A 21,235-nucleotide genomic window follows, 5' to 3' on the forward strand; every position below is an offset into this window, starting at 1 on the left:
GATCTCAGGCGCTTTTTTTATTAATCTGAACACTGCTGTAAAGCTTGTGCAGGGCTACTTTCGCGTTTGATTTGAAATAAAACCAATAACAAACCTAAGCCAGCTAGTAATGCTCCAGCAAATGATACTGCGCTATAACCCCAACCTAAATCGAGTACTAACGCGCCTGCTGCTGCTCCTACTGCGTTACCTAAGTTAAACGCACCGATATTCACTGAAGAGGCAAGTCCTGGTGCTTCATGAGCGACTGACATTACACGCATTTGCAAAGGTGGTACTAAAGCAAAGGTTGCTGCACCCCAGATCACTAATGCAATGGCTGCTCCAATCTGGCTTTGTGCAAGAATTGGGAAAGTCACCATCATCACAATTAACAGAACCAAGAAACCAATCAAAGTTTTATTAATCGACAAATCTGCAAAACGTCCGCCTAAATGGTTACCAATTGAGAAACCGACACCAATCAATACCAACATAAACGTAATGAACGTCGGTGAAGCATGGGTAAACTCAGTCAAACTTGGCGCAATATAGGTATAGAGCGTAAACATTGCACCTGCACCGAGTACGGTAGTGAGTAGCGCAAGAACTACAGGAGTACGCGTTAATACCTTCAACTCAGCTTTCACATTTGGTTTTTGGGCAACCATCCCTTGTGGGAGTGCTTTCCATAAAGCGAGCATGGTAATCACACCAAGCAAGGAAATCGCAAGGAAAGACATACGCCAGCCAATGTTTTGTCCAACCCAAGTTGCCAACGGTACACCACCAATATTGGCAATAGTTAAGCCCATAAACATGGTGGCTACAGCACTGGCCTGTTTATGTGCGGGTACAATGCTTGCCGCTACAACAGAGCCAATCCCGAAGAAGGCACCGTGGTTTAAGCTTGTGATAAGACGTGCACCTAATAAGCTCATATAACTTGGTGAAAACGCTGCGATTAGGTTACCTACCGTAAAGATCGCCATCAGTAAAATAAGCGCATTACGTCGTGCAAAACCACCAAACCACAGGGTCATGAACGGGGCACCTAGCATGACGCCAAGTGCATAACCTGTAATTAACATTCCGGCTGTTGGAATTGAAATACCTAAATCGTTAGCGATGTTCGGAAGTAACCCCATTGGAGAAAATTCCGTGGTGCCAATGGCAAAGGCACCTATTGCCAATGCCAATAACGAGAACGCCGTATTTGATTGAGTGTTCATGAGTTTAGTCCCAAACTGGTGCCCATGGCTCTGGGCTAACTTCACGACTGTTACGATCAAGTTCGGCAATCATTTGCATTTCAGCTGAAGTTAACTCGATATCCTGTGCTTTTAAGTTGCTAATCAGGTTTTCACGTTTAGTCGAAGATGGAATGACTGCAAAACCACGTTGCAATGCCCACGCTAGTGCAATTTGTGCTGTTGTTGCTTTATGCGCTGCTGCAATTTCAGCGAGAACTGGGTCTTGAAGCACTTTGCCGTACGCAAGCGTCATATATGAAGTCACATCAATATTCTTCTCTTGTAAGAAATTCACAAGCTTATGGTTTTGAAGATAAGGACTTAGCTCAATCTGGTTGGTTGCAATATGCTCAACACCAATTGTGTCAATTGCTTGTTGGGTAAGCGCAATATTGAAGTTTGAAATACCAATTTGTTTGGTAAGACCTTGTTGTTTCGCTTCAAGTAGAAGCTGCATAACTTCAGGAATAGAAACGCCTAAGTCCGGTGCTGGCCAATGAATTAAAGTGAGGTCAACATGGTCAGTACGAAGCTTTTGTAAGCTCTCTTTTAAGCTCGGAATAAACTTATCTTGAGCAAAATTATCTACCCAAATTTTTGTGGTTAAAAATAAGTCCTGACGTGATACACCGCTTTCGGCAATTGCTTGACCAATCGCAGCTTCATTATCATAAATTTGAGCAGTATCAATGACACGGTAACCTACGTCTAAAGCAGTTTTAACAGAATCAATAACTGCTTGTTCTTTAAGACGGAAAGTTCCTAGACCAAAACGTGGAATATTCATGTGTTTACCTAAATTTGAATAATCATTTAACTTGATGTGCATTTTGCTGTTTTTATTGTTGCGAAAAAATAGATGAATAAGCAAAATATCTTTGATCATTAGTCAACAATGGAATAAGACATGAAATCAACAATTGAAGAGCTAGTTGCCTTTATTGCAATCGTTGATACGGGTTCTTTTGTTGCAGCGGCAGAACATTTAAAACAAACGCCTTCAGGGGTCAGTCGATCGTTAACACGCTTGGAAGCGAAGTTAGATGTGACCTTATTGGAGCGCACCACACGTAAATTAAAACTCACACAAGAAGGGCAGCAGTTTCTTGTAAAGGCCCGTAAAATCTTAAATGAGCTGAACGCTGCCGAAGAAGAACTGCAAAAGTCTGATCAGGGCACTGCTGGGCTCATTCGCATTGATTCAGCAACGCCGTTTGTCTTACACGTAATTGCACCATTAATGCATAAGTTTCGTGAGTGCTATCCAAATATTGAAATTGAGTTAAATAGTAATGATCAGGTGATTGACCTGCTGCAACATAAAACTGATGTCGCATTTCGGTTTGGGGAGCTCAATGATTCAAGTCTTCATGCCAAACTGGTGTGTAAAAGTCGCTTATTTATCGTTGCAAGCCCTGAGTATTTAGCAATTAAGGGTACACCGACACAACCTGAACAGCTTGAACAACATGATTTGATTGGTTTTACCAGACCTACATATATCAATAGTTGGCCGATTAAAGTTGGTGATGAATATTTTTTTGCGCAATCAAAAATTAAAGCATCGAGTGGGGAAACGGTGCGTCAGCTGACGATTAGAGGACATGGTATTGCACGACTATCTGAATTTGAAATTTGGAAAGACATTGAAGAAGGGCGATTGATAGCCTTATTTGAAGACCAAATTGAACATCAATATCAAAGCATCCATGCTGTGTATTATCAACAAGAGCATCTACCAAAAAGAATTCGTTTATTTATTGAGTTTTTGGCAGAACAGTTAAAAGACGGTTTTAAAAACGCTCTCTAAAAGTAGTGTAACTGTCAGTTGGGAAATGAACTTCTAAAAGTGGAGTCGTTTGTCCTTCTGATGAATGTTGAGACAGAAAATAGCTTTTTTGATGTTCTCGGCAGCTAAAATATAAAGTCGAATAAACTGAGTTCACCATTACAACTTCATTTGAGCTATTCCGTTTATATTGATAATGAGAAATCGCATTGGTCTCGTCATCAGTGCGTTGCTCCATTTTATAGTCTTGTTGATTTGTCATTTTTAAATAACCTTCTATGAGGCTTTGGCAAACAGTATGTCTGTACTGCTCATCTTTTGGTTGTTGTTGGCAACCAGCTAAAACAATAGTAAATAACAATATAGCTTTTAATTTCATGAGTTTGCTACTTTCTGAGTTGATTTCTATAGCCTAAAGGTGTTCTATAAACCAGTACAGATACAGAAATTTTTAAAAAAGCAGCACAGAATGACTTTCCAATATCAGGTTCTTGCCAATCAATTAGCACATCGTATTTATCAAGATGAGCTTAAACCTCACCAGAAACTTATTTCTTTACGAGATTTTGCTCGTCAGCACAGCATTAGTTTAAGTACAGCAAAAAGTTGTTATGAGTTACTTGAGGCGAGGGGGCTTATTTATGTAAAGCCGAAGTCAGGTTATTTTGTGGTTGCCCGTGCACAATCGGGCCCCATTCCTGAAAGTCCAGATTTCTTGTCTTTACCTCGACAAGTTTCAAATCTGGAATTGCATAATCAAATTCAGGAAGCTGCCTTACAAAGCCATCTTGTACCATTAGGCTCTATTCAGTTAACGCCTCATTTTATTCCTGTGGAAGGTTTACGTCGTTCTATTCAACGGGCTTTAAAAAATTGTCAGCCTCAAGACTTTCTTTATTGTAATAAACAAGGGCATGAGCAATTAAGAAAAGCGTTATCTGATCATTGGCGTGAAGATGGGATTTTTATCGCGGCAGAAGATATTTTTATTACCAATGGCTGCATGCCTGCTTTGTCTTTGGTGATTCAACACCTAACAGAAGTAGGCGATAGTATTTTAATTCCGACGCCTACTTTTAATGGACAGCTACAGCTTATAGCAAGTTTAAAACGGCAGATTATTGAAATTCCAGCGCATCATCGTGGTATCGATCTTGAGCGCTTAGAATCATTTATGAAGCAAGGTTTGGCTAAAGTTTGCTTAATGACAGCCAACTATCAGAACCCATTGGGATACTGTTTAAGTAATACAGAAAAACAAAAGATTGCCGAATTAGCAGCAAAGTATCAGTGCTTTATTATCGAAGATGATATTTATGGAGAGTGTGGCTACAGTGGTGAGCGACCATTACCTATACGCTATTGGGACCGTGAAGGCTATGTGATTTGGTGTGGATCGGTTTCTAAGTCGTTATCGAGTGCGTATCGCGTAGGATGGTTCTGTTTAACAACAAAGTTAGAACATTTAAGGCTTGAGCTGTTAGCCAGTAATATTGGGGTCAATACACCGCTACAATTAGGTCTAGCTGATTTTATTTATAGTCGTGGTTATAGGGAGCATTTAGAGCAGTTAAGACCGAATTTGATGCGGCAAGTCGAGGAGTATCGTAGTTGTATTTTAAATGCATTTGAAGGTATTCCAATTGCACTGAGTCAACCAGAAGGTGGTTATGCTTTATGGATGCAGTTACCTAAAACTGTAGATAGTTTGGCGCTCTATTACACTGCAAAATCTCACGGAATTACTGTAGTTCCCGGTCATGTTTTTGGTGAGGATGAACGCTATCGGCATTTTATTCGTTTAAATGCAGGTCATGAGCTAACAGCAGATGTCCGCCAAGCAATTAAAGACTTAGCGGACTGGTCACGGCAACAGATTAAAACAGCGAGTTAGTCTTATTCTGAAAAGTCTGCCTTAAGCACAATGCGGTAGCGTGCCTGCCCCGAGTGTAGACGCTCAATTGCTTCATTGAGCTGTGACATTGGAAATAACTCAATTTGAGGCGCAATTTTTTTGCGTGCAGCAAACTTTAAAAGCTGACGTAGTGCAGCAGGTGAGCCCGTAGGTGAACCAGTCACTGACTTGGCACCACCAATAAGAGAGCCAACTGAAACAGGAACAGGCTCAAGTGTAAGGCCTAAGAAATGTAAGGTTCCGTTTGGTGCCAGTGTTGCAATAAAAGCAGACCAATTTAGAGTCACATTCACGGTACTCAGCAATAAATCGAATTTACCTTTTTGAGCTTTTACTGCCGCTGTATCGCGACTATTTACCACATGGTCGGCTCCCATTGCTTTGAGTTCTTCCGTTTTATCTGGGTTAGAACTAAAAGCAGTGATTTCACAGCCCCATGCTTTAAGTAGCTTAATGGCTATATGGCCTAAACCACCAATGCCAATTACACCAACATGATGCGTTGCCTGAATTTTGTGTTTGAGTAGCGGGTCAAAAACGGTAATTCCGCCACAAAGTAAAGGACCTGCACTTTCAGCGTCTAAATCTTCAGGGAGGGGAATAGCCCACTGCCAACCTGCGCGAACCTTATCGGCAAAGCCACCCGCATGTCCTACGATTGTTGCAACATTTCCACCTGTACACAGTACTTGCTGACCACCAATACATTCATCACAGGCTTGGCAACTTTCAGCTGTCCAACCAATACCGACACGCTGTCCAATTTGTAGACCTTTGGCTTCTGAGCCCAAAGCAACAATTCGTCCAATAATTTCATGACCTGCAACCACAGGGTACACGGTTGAACGCCATTCATTGTTTAAAACAGAAATATCAGAATGACATAAACCACAATATTCAACTTTTACCTCAACCTGATGCGGTTGTAATTCACCTGCGTCAAATTGATAGGGAACTAGTTTTTCACCTGCCTGCATTGCAGCATAAGCTTGAATCGTATTATTGCTCATCGGAAACTCCTTAAGCGGCTTTGAACCGTTCTGGTGGGTTATGAAGCTTTAAATTGACAATCGTTTTCATGATCATCGACCATGCCTACTGCCTGCATAAAAGCATAGCAGGTGGTTGGGCCAACAAATTTGAAACCATTCTTTTTAAGAGTTTTGGAAAGTTTTACGCTCAGTTCGGTTTGAGCAGGGGCCTTACGATAATCTACAACATCATTGTTTTGTGGCGCTGCATCTACAAACTGCCAAAGCCATGTAGGAACATCACCGACTTGTGCTTTGAGCGCTTGCCAAGCAATAGCATTATCACGAATAGCTTTGAGTTTCCCCAAGTGACGAATTAAGCCTGCATCAGATAATTTTAGTTCTAGAAAATCATCTGTAAATGAAGCAATGTCTGCAATCGGATGATTAAAAAAGTGTTGACGGTAGCTTTCTCTTTTTTTTAGTACGGTAATCCATGAGAGGCCGGCTTGCTGACCTTCGAGACAAAGCATTTCAAATAATCGTGCCTCGTCGTGTTCGGGTTTACCCCATTCCTCATCATGGTAGGCAATATAGAGTGGATCGTCGGAACACCATCCGCAACGTTGAGTTTTCATGATAATGCTCCTTATATTTATCTTAGAATTTTAAAGTTTAAATAAGACCCATTCATTTGGGCGAGTATCCCAATAATACAGTTCTGCTTGTGTTAAGTCTTCAAACTTCAGCCAAAAGTCTTTGCCGACTTTGTCTGAAAAACCGGTACTGATTAGTAGGGCATCATCGCTGATTTCCATGATCCAGCCTTGATAGCTATTGCCATTTAAAATGATCTTTTGCTGGTTACCAGACTCGGCAAACTCTACTAAGCGATTGATCAGCGCTTCCGACATAAAATGTTCCTAGCGTAAATATGAATAAGGATTAACAGCACCACGACCTTTACCATCTAGATAAAGACCATAATGAAGATGAGGTGAAGTATAACGTGCATTGCCCGTATTGCCGACATAACCAATGAGGTCGCCCTTTTTGACATAGTCGCCTACATTTAAGCCACGTTTGTGACCATCAAGATGGGCATAATAATGCCATGTTCCTGCTGGACCTAAAATCCAGATCACTTTGCCACCTAGATTATTATTACGAAGATCTGCAACGAGTCCTTCGGTTGCACTGTACACTTTGGTTCCACGTGGAGCCAAAATATCAATTCCTTCGTGCCTACGCCCCTGACTCCGAGCAGCTCCCCATGTGTCTTTTAATTCATCACGGTCAATACCTTTTACAGGCACAGGCAGTCGATTTGGAAGCTGCATACTTTTAAGTTTATTAACTTGAGCAAGTGGAAGTGGGGCAGGTTTTTTAGGTGCACTGGCACAGGCCGCCAAAAGAATAATCAGAAAACCAAGTGAGAAATGAGAAACAAAACGTCGCACAAAATACTCCCTGTCACAGCCATATCAAAATTATTTTACTCACTATGTCATGAACGGCTTGTCGAGATCAATTTTTTCATCGCGGTTGGAACACCTTTGGCAATGGCTTGTTCCGGACTCAACCATTGGCCTTCAAGTTCAATTGCCAGATGTTCTTTTTGATCAGGTTCCACGTGGAACACATGAGCATTAAGCAACCATGTAAAATGAGTGAAGCTATGACTGATCTGAAAAGTTTGTGCTTGAGGTTGTAGTTTAAATTGTTGACTTAAGCTCAGTCGTTCATGTTCATTTTCTAAAATAGGTAAACAGAATAAACCGCCCCATAGACCATGAGCTTGACGTTGTTGCCAGAACCATTCACCTTCGCACTGAATAATAAGAACATCTGCTGTTTTAACAGGCGGTGTTTTTTTCGGTGTTTTAAAAGGTAATTCTTGTTCTAACCCTTGCTGATAAGCCTGACAGTGAGCTTGCATTGGACAATATAAACATAGCGGTTTTTTAGGAGTACAAATGGTTGCACCCAAGTCCATAATCGCTTGCGTGTAATCATGGTTGCGATGTGTAGGGCAAAGCTCTTCAGCGAGTTTCCATATTTCACGCTCGTGCTGTGGTTTGCTTAAATCATCTTCAATTGCAAAGAAACGAGCTAAGACGCGTTTCACGTTGCCATCCATGATGACGCCATACTGACGTAAACCTAAAGACATGAGGGCGCCTGCGGTAGAGCGACCAATGCCAGGTAGTGCAATCCATTCTTCTAGCGTTTCAGGAAATTTACCTTGCTGAGTGACAAGACCAGCCGCTTTATGCAAATTGCGGGCACGAGCGTAATAGCCAAGACCTGCCCAATAAGGTGCTACTTCATCCCAAGTTGCATGACCTAAAGCTTCTACCGTCGGGAAGCGCTCCATAAAGCGATCAAAATATTGCAAGACCGTTTTCACCTGAGTTTGCTGTAGCATAATTTCAGAAACCCAAACTTTGTACGGATCATCGGCAACTTGCCAAGGCAAATCGTGACGACCATGTTGGTCGAACCAATTTAAGAGGGCATCAGAAAAAAAAAATTCAGGCATGAACAGCTATAGAAGAAAAGTAAGGGGTAAATTATAGCTGAAATTTAGATGAAATTTTGTTTAAAGCAGGCAAACAAAAAGAGTGTATTAAAACAGAGACTACTTCAAAGCGCGTAATCTCTGTTTCAATCAGATAAAAGGATTAATCCTTTTGTACACCCCAACGTTGATCAAGTTTCAACGGTTGGTTTTTATAGTAAGGAATGACATGAATGTGGAAATGATCTGAAGTTTTTCCAAAAACTTCACCATCATTAAAACCAATGTGAAAGCCATCTGGTTGATGACGAAGCTGTGTCTCATGACGGGCAATTTCAAGAAGTGTAAGCAAGCCTTGATGTTCTTTAGACGTAATGTCAAAAAAAGAACTAACATGGCGCAGTGGTGTTACTACACAATGGCCTTTAGATAACGGATTAGAATCAGGCAAAATTACGGCAAATTCATTCTTATCAATGATGTCATATTCATCAAATTCGCAATACGGACATTTCTTGTCAGTCATTGTTGTATCCTCTCATGTTATTCCATTAAACCCCGAGTGCGGGAAATAAGACTAGGCTTTGCTCTAGCTCAACGGGAGTATAGTTATTGAAGTATGGTTTAAAAAATACAGTAAAAATATTGCAAAGTCATAAACATTTAAGGGAGCAAATGCAAAAAAAAACCATTTGCTCCAAATTTGCTTCTTTTATTTTAGAGTACGATCTAATAAAGCGTACATTTTAGCAAGGCCTTGTTTTTCCGCTTCGCTATTGTAGCCAAGGTCCACACCGTTCGCTTTAGCTCTTTCATCGGCAAGCGGGTTACTAAAGCCATGTTTAGCACCTTCTAAAACCACTACCTCGTGTTTAACCTCAGCAGCTTGCATCTCTTTTTCAAAATTAGCAACATCTTCTAAGGTGACCATACTGTCTAGTTCACCATGTAGAACTAAAATTTCACCCTGAATGTTGCCTTTTTGAGCAGGAGCCTTCGGTGCTAATGTGGCATGGAACGTTACAATTGCTTTAAGTGGAGCACCTGAGCGAGCAAGATCCAACACGACTTTACCACCATAGCAAAAGCCAATCGCAGCCAATTTCTCGTTATTTACTTCTGGTTGGGCAGCAAGGGTTTGCAGTGCTGCATTAGCACGATCAGTCACCGTGTCTAAATCTTCAAATGTCTGCATCATCCATTCATAGGCTTGAGCTGCTGTTGTCGTGACTTTTTTATCGCCATACATGTCAATAGCAAGAGCTGCATACCCGTGTTCAGCAAGCTCACGTGCGCGTTGCTCAGTATATTCATTACGACCCCACCACTCAGGACCAATAATGATACCTGGTACCGGTTCTTCACTCTCTGGAGCCGCAAAGTAACCAATTAAATGGCTGCCATCTGGTGCAGTATATTGAATTTCACGGGTTTTAATTGCTGTACTCATGACATTAATCCTGAAATTAAACTTGGTTTAAACACGCTTGATTAAAGCATAAAAAATAAGAAGTAAAATAAAGAACTATGTAAAAAACTACATCAAAATAAAAAGATAGATATTTCTACGCAATAAAAAAGAAGGAAACCAGTTCCTTCTTTTTATATGGTGATGATTAAATTTAAGTCCGGCCTCTGGAAATGAACCCAATTACAGCTAGAATTACAGCCACAACTAATAAAATCACGGCAAAGTCTTTAGATAGTCCTGCAACACCACCAAACCCTAATAGACTGGCAATGAGTGCAATCACTGCAAAAATTATCGCCCAACGGAACATAATGCTGTCCTCCTTATTTTTCATTGTCATTTAACTATATAGTGTGTTTTTTAGCCCGAATGTGTCGTTTATGTGGTTGAAATGTATATTAAACAATCATTTTGTGATGCCAGAAATACAGCTTCTTTTTTAGTACAGGCCACTTCAATGCTATACTAATACATCGTTTTATCTCATCAGCTGTTAAAAGATTATGTCTACCGAGACCTCACTTCGACCACTCTTTTGGAAAAATTATCCATTAGAGCAACTGACTCAACTTGAGTGGGAAGCTTTATGTGATGGGTGTGGTTTATGTTGTCTGGTCAAACTAGAAGATGAAGATACACATGAGGTGGCTTATACCAAAGTGGCTTGTAAGTTACTCGATTGTGGTACAGGGCGTTGTACGGACTATCCAAATCGTCAGCAGCAAGTACCTGATTGTTTACAATTAACGGTAGAGTCTCTAAAAACAATTCATTGGCTGCCCTCAAGCTGTGCTTATAAGCGCTTGAATGAAGGTAAAAATCTACCTTCTTGGCATTATTTAAATACGGGTTCTAGACAAAGCGTGGTTAAGGCGAAAAAGTCAGTTGCAGGACGTTGTATTTCCGAAGTTGATGTACATGAAGATGATCTTGAAGATTATGTAGTACGTTGGGTACGTTAAATAGATCTTAAAAGGCGTTGTTTGATTACAGCGTATAATAAAGTAACATTTTTATCGTCATTTTTTTGCTCATCTCCGTTATATAACAATAAAAGCAAAAGGAGATAAAAACGATGAGACGATTAGCAGCCCCCTTATTATGTAGTAGCTTTTTTTTGTTAATGGCCTGTGGGTCTAATAATACCAATTCAAAAAATCCTGAACAAAATACGACTGCGAAAACAAATCAGTCTGTTGCTGTCAAACAAACTTATCAGGTCGAAGCAGTCGCACATTTTAATGAGCCTTGGGCTGTGACCAGTCTGCCTGATCAACGTTTATTAGTGACTGAACGGCAGGGTAAATTAAAAATTTTTAACCCTAAAAATAAACAAATATTAGATGTCCAGAATGTTCCTGCCGTGAACTATGGGGGACAAGGTGGTTTAGGAGATGTCATTTTACACCCTGACTTTGCCAAGAATCATTGGGTTTATCTTAGCTATGCTACAAAAGGGCAAGGCGGATCTGGCGCAGTGATTTCACGTGCGAAATTAGATTTATCTAATCCTAATCAGCCAAAACTTAACGATATAAAGCAGATTTGGCAGCAAGTACCTAAAGTCTCAGGACAAGGCCATTATGGACATCGCATGCTTTTTGGTACAGATGGTAAGCTGTGGGTCAGTTCAGGTGAGCGACAAAAGTTTGATCCTGCCCAAAACATGAAAAGTAACTTGGGTAAAATCTTGCGTTTAAATGAGGATGGCACCGCGGCTGAAGGTAACCCTTTTTATAAGCAAGGCGGGGTAACTGCTGAGATATGGTCACTTGGACACCGTAACCCGTTAGGTATGGCTTTTGACCGCCAAGGACAGTTATGGGTGGTTGAGATGGGGCCTAAAGGTGGTGATGAGCTTAATATTATTACTAAAGGTGAAAATTATGGTTATCCAATTGTTTCAAATGGAGACCATTATTCGGGCCAACCTATTCCAGACCATCACACTCGCCCAGAATTTAAAGCACCAGAAATTGACTGGACTCCTGTAATCTCGCCATCGAGTATGATCATTTATCGCGGACAACAATTTCCTGCATGGCAAAATAAAGCCTTAATTGGCGGGTTATCTTCCGAAGCGATTATTGTGGTGGATTTAGAGCATAAACCCGTGAAAGAAGTGCAAAGACTAGAGATGAAGCAACGTATTCGTGGGTTACATGAAGCTCAAGATGGTTCGATTTGGGTGATTGAAGATGGCTCAAATGCGCGTTTACTGAAGCTGAGTAAGAAATCTTCTTAATGCTGAGCAAGAGCCTGTAAATAAAGGACGTGTCTCATAGATTCAAATTGTAGATTTCTGTGAGACACAATAGACTATAGTGAAAAGACGATAAAGCCATTTGAGATGTCAGACACCCATATTCCACTTCCCGAACGCCTGCGCCCAAGAGACTTGTCTGAAATTATTGGGCAAGATCATTTATTAGGTGAACATGCGCCATTGCGTCAAATGATTGATCAGGGTCATTTGCCTTCTATTATTTTTTGGGGACCACCAGGCGTTGGTAAAACAACAATTGCTTTACTTTTGGCGCAGGCAATAGACCGTCCATTTGTGAGCTTGTCCGCGCTGAATACGGGCGTAAAAGAATTACGTGAAGTGATTGCAGAAAGTGGTGATTTACTGACACCTGTGGTTTTTATTGATGAAATTCATCGTTTTAATAAATCGCAGCAAGATGCTTTATTGGGTGCAGTTGAAAAAGGCAAAATTACTTTAATTGGCGCGACCACTGAAAACCCGTCTTTTGAAGTGAATAGCGCACTTTTATCACGCTGTCAGGTCTATACCTTAAATAGTTTAGACAGTGAGGCAATTCAAACACTACTCAACAATGCACTTCAAAGCGATAAATTCTTAAAAGAACGTTATATCCATATTGAAGAATATGATGCGCTGATTCAGTTTGCAGCAGGTGATGCTCGAAAAGCGCTTAATTTACTGGACTTGATTGCAAGTACTTTTGAACCAGAAGTTGAAAACACAATTACTAATGCGGTTGTGGTAAAAGTCGCTCAGCAAAATATTGCGCGTTATGACAAATCTGGCGAGCAGCATTACGACCTTGTTTCTGCCTTTATTAAATCAATTCGTGGTAGTGATCCAGATGCAACTCTATATTGGATGGCTCGTATGCTTAAAGGCGGAGAAGATCCAGTTTTTATTGCAAGACGTATGCTGATTGCAGCCTCAGAAGATATCGGGAACTCCAACCCCAATGCACTATTGCTTGCGGGTGAGTGTTTCCGCTCTGTACAAGCAGTGGGTATGCCTGAGGCCCGAATTATTCTAGGTCAAACAGCAGTTTACCTAGCAACAAGTGCAAAAAGTAATAGTACTTATTTAGCGATTAATAAGGCTTTGGAACTTGCTGAAAAAACGGCAAATTTACCTGTGCCTTTGCATTTGAGAAATGCGCCGACCAAGCTTATGAAACAGCAAGGCTATGGAATTAATTATCTCTATCCTCATGACTACCCAGAACACTTTGTGCTGCAAGACTATTTGCCGCCTGAGTTGAAGGGAACCAAACTCTATGAGTCTGCAAGAAATAAGCGTGAGGTTGAAGGTGAGCGCTTACAGCAACGCAGATGGCAGCAGGAACAATAGTTCCTGCTTTATGTTATTCCAGTTCTTCAGTGACCTGACCATAAATCAGTAGAGTGAACACGCCTGTACCGCCAATAATATTGCCGATAGTGGTTGGGATGAGGAAAGTAAACAGATACTTGCCAATAGAAGCTTCTCCTTGCCAGACCAGGTAGGACATTTCTGTAGAACCAACCACTACATGAGTAAAGTCACCCAGTCCTATCAAATACGTCATAAAAAAGATGAGCAGGAATTTATTACTGACCGAGGGCAACATCCAGACCAATGCTGCAATTAATAGCCCTGACATAATGCCTTTAAGCAGATTCTGGGTTGCAGAAAAGGAGCCCACATGATGTGCGAGTTCATCCAATGCTTTGTCAATATCTGGAGTAAACAGGTGAGTAGTTAGGAAAAATAAACTCGCCAAAGCTGTTCCAATAATGTTGCATAGAATCACAATGCCCCATAAGCGTCCCACTGCTCGTAATTTGTCGAAAGTAAAGGGATTAAATAAAGGCACAACTGTGGTGATCGTATTCTCAGTAAAGAGTTGCATGTGACTCAAAATAGCGATCAAGAACCCAATGGTATAACCCACATTAGTGATTAAATCGGTCCAGACTGCATCAGCTGGGAGATAAGCAGCAATAATCGCTTTAAATACAAATGAAAAACTGATGACTAAACCTGCGGCAATCCCTGAAAAGATCAGTGCAGTTGTTGGACGATCAAGCTCTTCGGCACCATCACGGCGGATAATTTCATAAACTAGACGGGGAGACAGTTTCTCATGTTCTTCAACTGCCATTTTTTCACGCCAGTTTAAGGTTTTCTCGACTTTCTTTTCCTCTATTTCATGGTCCATTAGATTTACTCCTCACTGAATAAATATCTTATATTTATTGTTTTATTTATTGTTAAGGCAGTGTTCAGGATAAATCTAGTCTATTCATAACAGCTTTATGTGTCTTTTTATAAATTGAATGCACAATGGCTGGATCATCAACAACAAGATTAAAGAAAAGTATAAGCTCTTAAAGTACGGATGAGCGCCATATAGTCGCCTTGAGAGGCTTTAGAAATAACAGATTCAACCTCTGCCTGACTGCAGCCTTGTTTTAAGGCAGTAGTGCTAAAGTTGTTTAATAGGACCAGAGGATTTTCACCAAAATGGATTGGATGATCCGTTACTCTCTTTTCAAGCTTAGATAATTCCATAGGTTCACCCTAGTTTTTAAATTTAATTATTGTGAAGTACTTTGTGTTTTTCTAGATTTTAGTGTTTTAAATTAAGCTTATGCAAGTGTTAATTTATTGAAATAGACAAATCTGTCTACATTATTGGACTTGTATAGTACTGAACATAAAAAAACCGGGCTTTGGCCCGGTTTTTTTTGAAGTTTTACTGATTAGATGTCAGATAAATCTACGCCTAAACGAGCAGCAACTTCTTCATAAGCTTCAACAACACCGCCTAACCCTTGACGGAAACGGTCTTTGTCGAGTTTCTTCTTAGAGTCTTTATCCCATAAACGGCAGCCGTCTGGAGAGAACTCATCACCAAGCACGATACGGTCATGGAACACACCGAATTCAAGCTTGAAGTCCACCAAAATCATGTTGCCTTCAGCAAATAATGCTTTTAATACATCGTTTACTTTATAAGTTAAAACTTTCATCTGTTCTAACTGTTCAGCAGTCGCCCAACCTAAAGCAATCGCTTGAGATTCGTTAACCATTGGGTCGCCTAGACCGTCATCTTTATAGAACAATTCAAATGTAGGAGGAGTTAACTCTTTACCTTCTTCTACACCTAAGCGACGGCATAGAGAACCAGCTGCGTAGTTACGAATTACACATTCAACTGGAATCATTTGAAGTTTTTTAACAAGCACTTCAGTTGGGGAAAGCAATTTTTCAAAATGCGTTTCAATACCCGCAGCAGCAAGTTTTTCCATGATGAAGGCGTTAAAACGGTTGTTCACCTTGCCTTTACGATCTAGTTGTTCGATTTTTTCGCCGTTGAACGCAGAGGCATCATCACGAAAGACTAAAATCAGATGGTCGGCATTGTCTGTTTCATATACAGATTTTGCTTTACCAGTATAGAGCAAGGTTTGTTTTAACATGAGGGAACCTTTTTAAAAAAAATGCCTAGTAAACGACTAGGCTGGCCAATTTTGGTAAATCTGGTTTAGCACTTCAGCAGCCACATCTGGGCTTGCAAAAGTGTTATCTACATTAAATAGAGCAAGAGTATGACTAGAACCTACACCAGTAAGTTTAAGCACATAAGTATTGTCATTTACTTTAATCGTCGCCTGATTGCTGCCTTGAGCGATGATGTTGAAATTTAAAGTACTTAAAGTTGCTTTGGTGTATTGCCAGATCTCGGCTGTATTTCCATCAACTTTTAACAACGGATTTTTATTACCGTCAGTCACAAGTTGAGGACGTCCAAGCGCAGTCGCCGTTTCAGTAGAGGCATCTAGTGTCGCATTACCTTGCGTTTGTTCAGGGCGAGGCAAGGCATAACGGTTGCCACGCTTGTTTTCAAACTTCGGTGCGTTATCGATAGCGCGCTGTTCTACAGTTGGTGCAGGATACAAAGGTGTCGCTGGTCGTACAGTTGCATCGGCAGGATACTCAAGCGGGGCAAGTTGCTTGGCATTTTTATAATCTAAAGAGTGATTATTAATTGCGAAGCGACCACAACCAGCTAAACTTAAGGCTGAAACTGCAAGGACTAAACCAAGACGTAATTGCATCATAAATTGCTCTTATTAAATAATTCCCGCATCTTTTAGGGCATTGCGGAGAGGTTCGCGATATTGCTCAGCGAGAGGAGTGAGTGGTAAGCGAATACCAGTATCAATCAGTCCCATCTCATGTAGTGCCCATTTCACAGGAATTGGGTTTGATTCGCAAAATAGAATATTGTGTAAATTTGCAATCTTATTGTTAAGCGTCTTCGCTTGTTGTTCATCTTTGGCAATCGCAACAGCACATACTTCACTCATTGCTTTAGGTGCAATATTTGCAGTAACCGAGATATTACCATCAGCGCCAAGAAGCATTAGTTCCCATGCTGTTTCATCATCACCTGAGTACACAGCCATCTTGCCATTTAACGCCTCAATTAAAGCTTTACCACGAGGTACATCACCTGTTGCATCTTTAATACCAACAATATTCGAGATCTCTGCTAAGCGTACAGCCGTGTCGTTTGAAAGGTCTACGCCAGTACGACCAGGTACGTTATAGAGAATAAGTGGTAATTCAACAGCTTCAGCAATCGCTTTATAGTGTTGGTAGAGGCCTTCTTGGGTTGGCTTGTTATAATATGGTGTTACAAGTAAAGCAGCATCTGCGCCAAGCTCTTTAGCAGCTTTAGTTAATTCGATTGCTTCACGGGTTGAGTTTGCACCAGTACCGGCAATAATTGGAATACGTTTATTGGCTACACGAATAATTTCTTTAATAACCTGTGTGTGCTCTTCCATGCTCAATGTTGAGGCTTCGCCGGTTGTACCGACGGCTACAATACTGTTTGTACCTTGTTCTATGTGCCACTCAACCAGCTTCTCAAGACCCTTCCAATCTACACCGCCGTCTTTCAACATTGGTGTGACGATTGCGACGATTGAGCCTTGAATGGTCTGTGCTTGCTGAGTCATTTTTAAAAATATCCTATTTATCCATCCGAATCTAAGGTAAGAAAAACAAAATGTGGGATGGTTGCAGTATTTTGATTGTCCAGTTCTAACAATAACAGATTGTTGAATGACAATTATGCAAATTATGACTGATCAGACGCATAAGAACAATACGCCTAACGGATAATCGCGATGTAAACTTGAGGAAAAGATAGGATGTTTTCGTTATTGCGCATTAAGAACCCTCACTAAACACAACAATACACTCGGATTCAGCTGAGCCTTACTTAATATCGGCTATTTTTGTGGCAAGATAGAATGCAATTTCCCAGTTGGGATTGAAGATGACATGAAAATGAATAAACAACCACAAAATGCGGTTTTAATCGTAGTTGATGTACAAAATGGTTTTACACCGAGTGGAAATTTAGCAGTTGCTGATGCCGATAGAATTATTCCAACTATTAACCAACTTGCTGGTTGTTTTGAAAATGTCGTCCTGACTCAGGACTGGCACCCGGATAATCATATCTCTTTTGCAGCCAATCATTTTGGCAAGCAACCATTTGAAACCATTGAACTCGACTATGGACAGCAGGTGCTTTGGCCTAAGCATTGTGTACAAGGTACTCAAGATGCCGAGTTTCATCCTGATTTAAATATTCCGACAGCTCAACTGATTATCCGAAAAGGCTTTCATGCTCATATTGATAGCTACTCGGCTTTTATAGAAGCTGATCACTCTACAACGACGGGTTTAACAGGTTATCTAAAAGAGCGCGGTATTGATACGGTTTATGTGGTCGGAATTGCTACGGACTTTTGTGTAGCATGGACTGCTTTAGATGCAGTTAAGCAAGGTTTTAAAACTTTAGTGGTTGAAGATGCTTGTAAAGGGATTGATCTGAATGGTTCTTTAGAACAAGCTTGGCAAACCATGCAGCAACAAGGCGTTATCCGTATCCAATCGAATGATCTGTTGAGCGAGTTTTAAGTATATTGCTCTAGTTTTTAACTTTCATATTTTAATTTTTAGGGATAGAAAGTATGGATGCATTCCTGCGCTTTACCCAATTTATTCAAAAAACTTTTGCCCTATGGGTGATTATTTTTGCAGCATTGGCGCTATGGCAGCCTGAACTTTTTGTCTGGCTCAAAGCGTACATTCCATGGATTTTGGGCATTATTATGCTTGGCATGGGAATGACCATGACTGTAGACGACTTTAAAGGTGTATTACAAAGCCCTAAAGCGGTATTGATTGGCGTGGTAGCGCAGTTTGTCGTAATGCCTGGCTTAGCATATGTTCTATGTAAATTATTTAACTTACCGCCTGAAATTGCGGTTGGAGTCATCTTGGTAGGCTGTTGCCCAGGGGGAACCGCTTCAAACGTGATTACCTATATGGCCAAAGGCAATGTCGCTTTATCGGTAGCCTGTACATCGGTATCAACGCTTTTAGCGCCTGTATTAACGCCTGCGATTTTTTATCTGCTTGCTAGTCAATGGCTAAAGATTGACGCAGCTTCGATGTTTATTTCGATTTTGCAGGTAGTGCTACTGCCTATTGTAGTCGGTCTAATTTTAAGAACATGGCTTAAACGTCAGGTCGAATCTTATATTCAAGTCATGCCTTTAGTTTCGGTCATTGCAATTGTCGCGATTGTGGCAGCCATTATTGCTGGAAGCAAAGCAGCAATTTTACAGTCGGGTTTGCTTATTTTAGCTGTGGTGATCTTACATAACGGGCTTGGATATTTATTAGGTTTTACCGCGGCACGTTTCTTTAAACTACCTTATGCGGACAGTAAGGCCATTGCTATTGAGGTAGGGATGCAAAACTCTGGCTTAGGTGTTGCGCTTGCAGCAGTACATTTTGCTGCTTCTCCGATTACAGCAGTACCAAGCGCGATTTTCAGTCTTTGGCATAATATTTCTGGGCCTGCACTAGCGACTTATTGGGCAAGTAAACACAAACAAGAATAACTGTATAAACAACATACATGACAAAAGAAGGCCAAACGAATAGTTTGGCCTTTTCCTTTAAAGCACATTTTATGGGAGCCTAATTTAGAACTGGTATGTCTTTTGCTTTGAATTGATGCACTAAAAATAACGTGAATATGAGTATAAATCGTAAAGAAAAATAAGGCATTTCCTTGATGAACCAGATTTTTAAATTATTTATTCCCATGCTCTCAAGCAATTTAATTCTAGTTTTAAGTGGATTGGTTGATATTGCTTATGTAGGGCATTTTAGTAACGATCATGTAGCAGCATTATCGGTGACCTTATCTCTATATACAGTGATCTATGTCATTGGTATGGGGATTCTACAAGGTGTGATACTTAAGCTTTCAGAAGCTTATGGTTGCCATGACATACCACGTATTCGTCAAATTTTTATTCAAGGCATTTGGCTGATGTTATGTTCGGCATTGCTGAGTATTGGCTTGCTTTACTTGTTCCGTGATTTGCCCAAATTGTTTGGTGCATCTGAACATGTTGTTTCAATTACTAAAAACTGTATTTGGCTTTTGGTATTTATTTTACCCGCGCATTTATTAATGCGCTTATTTACAGCTTTGTCTCAGGTCACTGAAAATGCGCATAAGGTTTTATTATCAGATAGTGTTTTCTTCATTCTTAAAATTATTTTGTCCTATCTTTTGATTTATGGTGTCGCTTCATTTTCAATTCCGCCACTTGGTGCAATAGGGGCTTTGTTAGCCACTCTCATTGTACGGTGGTTTATGTTGGCTGTTTATTACGTATTTTTCTTGGAAAAAGGATACCTCTTTATTGAGCATCCCGAACAGTCGATTGAAGATAGCCGAGAAAGTCTGCGGATGATTTTAAAAATAGGTATCCCGACAGCAATTATGGCGTTGATGGACGTTATTGCATTTTGTTCGGTTGCTATTCTGATTCTGCCTTTTGGGAGTGTGGTGTCAGCAGCACATCAAATTGTCGTGAGCACTGGCGGGTTCATGTTTATTATCCCTTCATCGATTGTATCGGCTTATAGCATTTTGGTATCGCGATCTATGGGCAGCGGGAACATGGAAGAAGCCGATAAAATTGCCAGGCAAAGTATATGGGTAATTATGGCAGTGAGTGGCTGTCTGTCTCTGTGTTTATGGTTGGAGCGGGACTTAATTGTTACGTTCTATTCGGATGATTTGGCCGTGCAGATTTTGGCTGCATCCTTGTTGTTGATTGTCTGTATGTTTCATTTTCTAGATGGCTTAATGGCGTTATTGACCTCTTTGTTACGCTGTTGGGATGTGTCGATTTTACCGATGCTAATTTTCTTGGTCGTGGTGTTATGTTTCGGATTAGGCGGTGGTTGGTGGATGGCCTATAAAGGACTGCATTGGCAGGATATCTCGATTTCTGCGATGGGAGTTTATGGTTTTTGGTGGATGGCTGCCATAAGTTATTTAGTGGCTTGTCTATTGAGTGCCATGTGTTTCCGTTTTAGAAAACAATTAAGAGGGTTTTGATTAGGTAGATCAACACAATCTTAAAGCAGATGTTCTACTAACCAATCTTCAATCTCATTTTCAGAAATCACTTCAAAACCATGGCGCTGTAAAAGCGCTGTGGTGATTCCAACTCCCGTAATTTTTTCATCTTGAAAAGTACCGTTATAAATTTTTTGACTACCACAAGATGGACTATTCTCTTTTAAGACGACACAGCTTGCTTTTATTTGCTGTGCAATTTCTAGAGTGCGGTAAGCACCTTTCAAATATAGCTCAGTCACATCTAAACCAGATGAATCGGTAATTTTTGCTTTGCCATCTAGCACATCTTGACCTGTTCCTCCCACAATTTCTGCGGGTAAACGGGGAGTGGTAAAACCACCTAATAGCTCTGGGCATAATGCTTGGGCTTTTTTATTGATTAATAGTTGCTTAAGTAACGTATTTGGACAGGATTTACCATCATATCGAACAGGTTCACCAATTAAACATGCGCTGACTAAAAGCATAGTTTTCCAAACTCAAAGCAAGAGAGATTTTTGAAGATAAAGGATCATAAACAGAATATCGAATATGACAATTGATTTTAAA

General features: G+C 40.5%; 25 protein-coding genes. 8 read left to right on the forward strand and 17 right to left on the reverse strand.

Features of this window, described 5'->3' with window-relative positions; genetic code table 11:
• Window positions 1-20: 20 nt before the first annotated feature.
• Window positions 21-1,211 (reverse strand): MFS transporter, encoded by a 1,191-nt coding sequence (locus ACXM0J_RS13310; protein ID WP_005066574.1) that lies wholly within the window; start codon window positions 1,209-1,211, stop codon window positions 21-23.
• Window positions 1,212-1,215: 4 nt separating this feature from the next.
• On the reverse strand, window positions 1,216-2,019 hold the full coding sequence (gene dkgB, locus ACXM0J_RS13315; protein WP_017481886.1) for a 2,5-didehydrogluconate reductase DkgB: 804 nt from the start codon (window positions 2,017-2,019) through the stop codon (window positions 1,216-1,218).
• 120 nt (window positions 2,020-2,139) lie between these two features.
• Here dkgB and ACXM0J_RS13320 point away from each other — a divergent pair, with 120 nt between their 5' ends.
• A complete protein-coding gene (locus ACXM0J_RS13320; RefSeq protein ID WP_057069173.1) occupies window positions 2,140-3,042 on the forward strand; it encodes a LysR family transcriptional regulator in 903 nt (300 codons plus the stop codon).
• Here ACXM0J_RS13320 and ACXM0J_RS13325 read toward each other — a convergent pair.
• Complete coding sequence (locus ACXM0J_RS13325) at window positions 3,026-3,400, reverse strand: hypothetical protein (protein ID WP_086265730.1); 375 nt, start codon at window positions 3,398-3,400, stop codon at window positions 3,026-3,028. The genes ACXM0J_RS13320 and ACXM0J_RS13325 overlap by 17 nt on opposite strands.
• Window positions 3,401-3,490: 90 nt before the next feature.
• Between ACXM0J_RS13325 and ACXM0J_RS13330 the strand changes: the two genes are divergently transcribed.
• Window positions 3,491-4,915: an aminotransferase-like domain-containing protein gene (locus tag ACXM0J_RS13330; RefSeq protein WP_086265729.1), complete on the forward strand. Its 1,425-nt coding sequence runs from the start codon at window positions 3,491-3,493 to the stop codon at window positions 4,913-4,915.
• Window positions 4,916-4,917: 2 nt separating this feature from the next.
• Here ACXM0J_RS13330 and ahr read toward each other — a convergent pair whose 3' ends face one another.
• The 8 genes from ahr to ACXM0J_RS13370 all read right to left on the reverse strand — a co-directional run bounded on the left by ahr (window position 4,918) and on the right by ACXM0J_RS13370 (window position 10,209).
• The gene (ahr, locus tag ACXM0J_RS13335; protein WP_086265728.1) at window positions 4,918-5,946 is read right to left on the reverse strand and encodes an NADPH-dependent aldehyde reductase Ahr; all 1,029 of its coding nucleotides are present in this window, start codon (window positions 5,944-5,946) and stop codon (window positions 4,918-4,920) included.
• A gap of 38 nt (window positions 5,947-5,984) precedes the next feature.
• On the reverse strand, window positions 5,985-6,545 hold the full coding sequence (locus ACXM0J_RS13340; RefSeq protein ID WP_005066585.1) for a DNA-3-methyladenine glycosylase I: 561 nt from the start codon (window positions 6,543-6,545) through the stop codon (window positions 5,985-5,987).
• Window positions 6,546-6,575: 30 nt separating this feature from the next.
• Window positions 6,576-6,821 (reverse strand): hypothetical protein, encoded by a 246-nt coding sequence (locus ACXM0J_RS13345; RefSeq protein WP_001287364.1) that lies wholly within the window; start codon window positions 6,819-6,821, stop codon window positions 6,576-6,578.
• 9 nt (window positions 6,822-6,830) lie between these two features.
• Window positions 6,831-7,367 carry a M23 family metallopeptidase gene (locus tag ACXM0J_RS13350; protein ID WP_086265727.1) on the reverse strand — a complete coding sequence of 179 codons (537 nt, stop codon included), beginning with the start codon at window positions 7,365-7,367 and terminating at the stop codon, window positions 6,831-6,833.
• 47 nt (window positions 7,368-7,414) lie between these two features.
• Window positions 7,415-8,449 (reverse strand): A/G-specific adenine glycosylase, encoded by a 1,035-nt coding sequence (gene mutY, locus ACXM0J_RS13355; RefSeq protein WP_479750587.1) that lies wholly within the window; start codon window positions 8,447-8,449, stop codon window positions 7,415-7,417.
• Window positions 8,450-8,591: 142 nt separating this feature from the next.
• Window positions 8,592-8,954: an HIT family protein gene (locus tag ACXM0J_RS13360; protein ID WP_014207996.1), complete on the reverse strand. Its 363-nt coding sequence runs from the start codon at window positions 8,952-8,954 to the stop codon at window positions 8,592-8,594.
• A 186-nt stretch (window positions 8,955-9,140) separates the two neighbouring features.
• Entirely contained in the window at window positions 9,141-9,878 is a 738-nt protein-coding gene (locus tag ACXM0J_RS13365) for a dienelactone hydrolase family protein (protein ID WP_033849192.1), read from the reverse strand.
• 172 nt (window positions 9,879-10,050) lie between these two features.
• A complete protein-coding gene (locus ACXM0J_RS13370; RefSeq protein ID WP_002053759.1) occupies window positions 10,051-10,209 on the reverse strand; it encodes a DUF1328 domain-containing protein in 159 nt (52 codons plus the stop codon).
• Window positions 10,210-10,402: 193 nt separating this feature from the next.
• Between ACXM0J_RS13370 and ACXM0J_RS13375 the strand changes: the two genes are divergently transcribed.
• The 3 genes from ACXM0J_RS13375 to ACXM0J_RS13385 all read left to right on the forward strand — a co-directional run bounded on the left by ACXM0J_RS13375 (window position 10,403) and on the right by ACXM0J_RS13385 (window position 13,515).
• Entirely contained in the window at window positions 10,403-10,861 is a 459-nt protein-coding gene (locus tag ACXM0J_RS13375; RefSeq protein WP_032063516.1) for a YcgN family cysteine cluster protein, read from the forward strand.
• A 113-nt stretch (window positions 10,862-10,974) separates the two neighbouring features.
• Window positions 10,975-12,144, forward strand: coding sequence for a PQQ-dependent sugar dehydrogenase (locus ACXM0J_RS13380; protein ID WP_213034446.1), 1,170 nt, complete (start codon window positions 10,975-10,977; stop codon window positions 12,142-12,144).
• A 105-nt stretch (window positions 12,145-12,249) separates the two neighbouring features.
• Window positions 12,250-13,515, forward strand: coding sequence for a replication-associated recombination protein A (locus tag ACXM0J_RS13385; RefSeq protein ID WP_002119242.1), 1,266 nt, complete (start codon window positions 12,250-12,252; stop codon window positions 13,513-13,515).
• Window positions 13,516-13,528: 13 nt separating this feature from the next.
• Here ACXM0J_RS13385 and ACXM0J_RS13390 read toward each other — a convergent pair whose 3' ends face one another.
• The 5 genes from ACXM0J_RS13390 to dapA all read right to left on the reverse strand — a co-directional run bounded on the left by ACXM0J_RS13390 (window position 13,529) and on the right by dapA (window position 17,177).
• The gene (locus tag ACXM0J_RS13390; RefSeq protein WP_086265725.1) at window positions 13,529-14,365 is read right to left on the reverse strand and encodes a formate/nitrite transporter family protein; all 837 of its coding nucleotides are present in this window, start codon (window positions 14,363-14,365) and stop codon (window positions 13,529-13,531) included.
• Between the two features lie 149 nt (window positions 14,366-14,514).
• The gene (locus ACXM0J_RS13395; RefSeq protein ID WP_086265724.1) at window positions 14,515-14,718 is read right to left on the reverse strand and encodes a hypothetical protein; all 204 of its coding nucleotides are present in this window, start codon (window positions 14,716-14,718) and stop codon (window positions 14,515-14,517) included.
• A gap of 191 nt (window positions 14,719-14,909) precedes the next feature.
• Window positions 14,910-15,629, reverse strand: coding sequence for a phosphoribosylaminoimidazolesuccinocarboxamide synthase (gene purC / locus ACXM0J_RS13400; protein WP_002119240.1), 720 nt, complete (start codon window positions 15,627-15,629; stop codon window positions 14,910-14,912).
• A gap of 36 nt (window positions 15,630-15,665) precedes the next feature.
• Window positions 15,666-16,268: a lipoprotein-34 precursor (NlpB) gene (locus ACXM0J_RS13405; protein ID WP_075383299.1), complete on the reverse strand. Its 603-nt coding sequence runs from the start codon at window positions 16,266-16,268 to the stop codon at window positions 15,666-15,668.
• 15 nt (window positions 16,269-16,283) lie between these two features.
• On the reverse strand, window positions 16,284-17,177 hold the full coding sequence (gene dapA / locus ACXM0J_RS13410) for a 4-hydroxy-tetrahydrodipicolinate synthase (protein WP_002119253.1): 894 nt from the start codon (window positions 17,175-17,177) through the stop codon (window positions 16,284-16,286).
• 328 nt (window positions 17,178-17,505) lie between these two features.
• Here dapA and pncA point away from each other — a divergent pair, with 328 nt between their 5' ends.
• The 3 genes from pncA (at window position 17,506) to ACXM0J_RS13425 (ending at window position 20,662) form a co-directional block, all read left to right on the forward strand.
• Window positions 17,506-18,150, forward strand: a complete 645-nt coding sequence (gene pncA / locus ACXM0J_RS13415; RefSeq protein WP_086265723.1) for a bifunctional nicotinamidase/pyrazinamidase — start codon at window positions 17,506-17,508, stop codon at window positions 18,148-18,150.
• A 53-nt stretch (window positions 18,151-18,203) separates the two neighbouring features.
• Entirely contained in the window at window positions 18,204-19,142 is a 939-nt protein-coding gene (locus ACXM0J_RS13420) for a bile acid:sodium symporter family protein (RefSeq protein ID WP_086265722.1), read from the forward strand.
• A gap of 176 nt (window positions 19,143-19,318) precedes the next feature.
• A complete protein-coding gene (locus tag ACXM0J_RS13425) occupies window positions 19,319-20,662 on the forward strand; it encodes an MATE family efflux transporter (RefSeq protein WP_086265721.1) in 1,344 nt (447 codons plus the stop codon).
• A gap of 20 nt (window positions 20,663-20,682) precedes the next feature.
• Here the strand turns inward: ACXM0J_RS13425 and ACXM0J_RS13430 are convergent, their stop codons facing one another.
• Window positions 20,683-21,153: a 2-thiouracil desulfurase family protein gene (locus ACXM0J_RS13430; protein ID WP_086265720.1), complete on the reverse strand. Its 471-nt coding sequence runs from the start codon at window positions 21,151-21,153 to the stop codon at window positions 20,683-20,685.
• Window positions 21,154-21,235 lie beyond the last annotated feature (82 nt).

The sequence above is a fragment of the Acinetobacter sp. GRABPA_MV_2 genome, from assembly GCF_056725885.1.

Bases quoted from the DNA above. Each gene is read 5' to 3' on its own strand.
- ACXM0J_RS13310 (WP_005066574.1), bottom strand. From the start codon at position 1,211: ATGAACACTCAATCAAATACGGCGTTCTCGTTATTGGCATTGGCAATA.
- dkgB (WP_017481886.1), bottom strand. From the start codon at position 2,019: ATGAATATTCCACGTTTTGGTCTAGGAACTTTCCGTCTTAAAGAACAA.
- ACXM0J_RS13320 (WP_057069173.1), top strand. From the start codon at position 2,140: ATGAAATCAACAATTGAAGAGCTAGTTGCCTTTATTGCAATCGTTGAT.
- ACXM0J_RS13325 (WP_086265730.1), bottom strand. From the start codon at position 3,400: ATGAAATTAAAAGCTATATTGTTATTTACTATTGTTTTAGCTGGTTGC.
- ACXM0J_RS13330 (WP_086265729.1), top strand. From the start codon at position 3,491: ATGACTTTCCAATATCAGGTTCTTGCCAATCAATTAGCACATCGTATT.
- ahr (WP_086265728.1), bottom strand. From the start codon at position 5,946: ATGAGCAATAATACGATTCAAGCTTATGCTGCAATGCAGGCAGGTGAA.
- ACXM0J_RS13340 (WP_005066585.1), bottom strand. From the start codon at position 6,545: ATGAAAACTCAACGTTGCGGATGGTGTTCCGACGATCCACTCTATATT.
- ACXM0J_RS13345 (WP_001287364.1), bottom strand. From the start codon at position 6,821: ATGTCGGAAGCGCTGATCAATCGCTTAGTAGAGTTTGCCGAGTCTGGT.
- mutY (WP_479750587.1), bottom strand. From the start codon at position 8,449: ATGCCTGAATTTTTTTTTTCTGATGCCCTCTTAAATTGGTTCGACCAA.
- ACXM0J_RS13360 (WP_014207996.1), bottom strand. From the start codon at position 8,954: ATGACTGACAAGAAATGTCCGTATTGCGAATTTGATGAATATGACATC.
- ACXM0J_RS13365 (WP_033849192.1), bottom strand. From the start codon at position 9,878: ATGAGTACAGCAATTAAAACCCGTGAAATTCAATATACTGCACCAGAT.
- ACXM0J_RS13370 (WP_002053759.1), bottom strand. From the start codon at position 10,209: ATGTTCCGTTGGGCGATAATTTTTGCAGTGATTGCACTCATTGCCAGT.
- ACXM0J_RS13375 (WP_032063516.1), top strand. From the start codon at position 10,403: ATGTCTACCGAGACCTCACTTCGACCACTCTTTTGGAAAAATTATCCA.
- ACXM0J_RS13380 (WP_213034446.1), top strand. From the start codon at position 10,975: ATGAGACGATTAGCAGCCCCCTTATTATGTAGTAGCTTTTTTTTGTTA.
- ACXM0J_RS13385 (WP_002119242.1), top strand. From the start codon at position 12,250: ATGTCAGACACCCATATTCCACTTCCCGAACGCCTGCGCCCAAGAGAC.
- ACXM0J_RS13390 (WP_086265725.1), bottom strand. From the start codon at position 14,365: ATGGACCATGAAATAGAGGAAAAGAAAGTCGAGAAAACCTTAAACTGG.
- ACXM0J_RS13395 (WP_086265724.1), bottom strand. From the start codon at position 14,718: ATGGAATTATCTAAGCTTGAAAAGAGAGTAACGGATCATCCAATCCAT.
- purC (WP_002119240.1), bottom strand. From the start codon at position 15,629: ATGTTAAAACAAACCTTGCTCTATACTGGTAAAGCAAAATCTGTATAT.
- ACXM0J_RS13405 (WP_075383299.1), bottom strand. From the start codon at position 16,268: ATGCAATTACGTCTTGGTTTAGTCCTTGCAGTTTCAGCCTTAAGTTTA.
- dapA (WP_002119253.1), bottom strand. From the start codon at position 17,177: ATGACTCAGCAAGCACAGACCATTCAAGGCTCAATCGTCGCAATCGTC.
- pncA (WP_086265723.1), top strand. From the start codon at position 17,506: ATGAAAATGAATAAACAACCACAAAATGCGGTTTTAATCGTAGTTGAT.
- ACXM0J_RS13420 (WP_086265722.1), top strand. From the start codon at position 18,204: ATGGATGCATTCCTGCGCTTTACCCAATTTATTCAAAAAACTTTTGCC.
- ACXM0J_RS13425 (WP_086265721.1), top strand. From the start codon at position 19,319: ATGAACCAGATTTTTAAATTATTTATTCCCATGCTCTCAAGCAATTTA.
- ACXM0J_RS13430 (WP_086265720.1), bottom strand. From the start codon at position 21,153: ATGCTTTTAGTCAGCGCATGTTTAATTGGTGAACCTGTTCGATATGAT.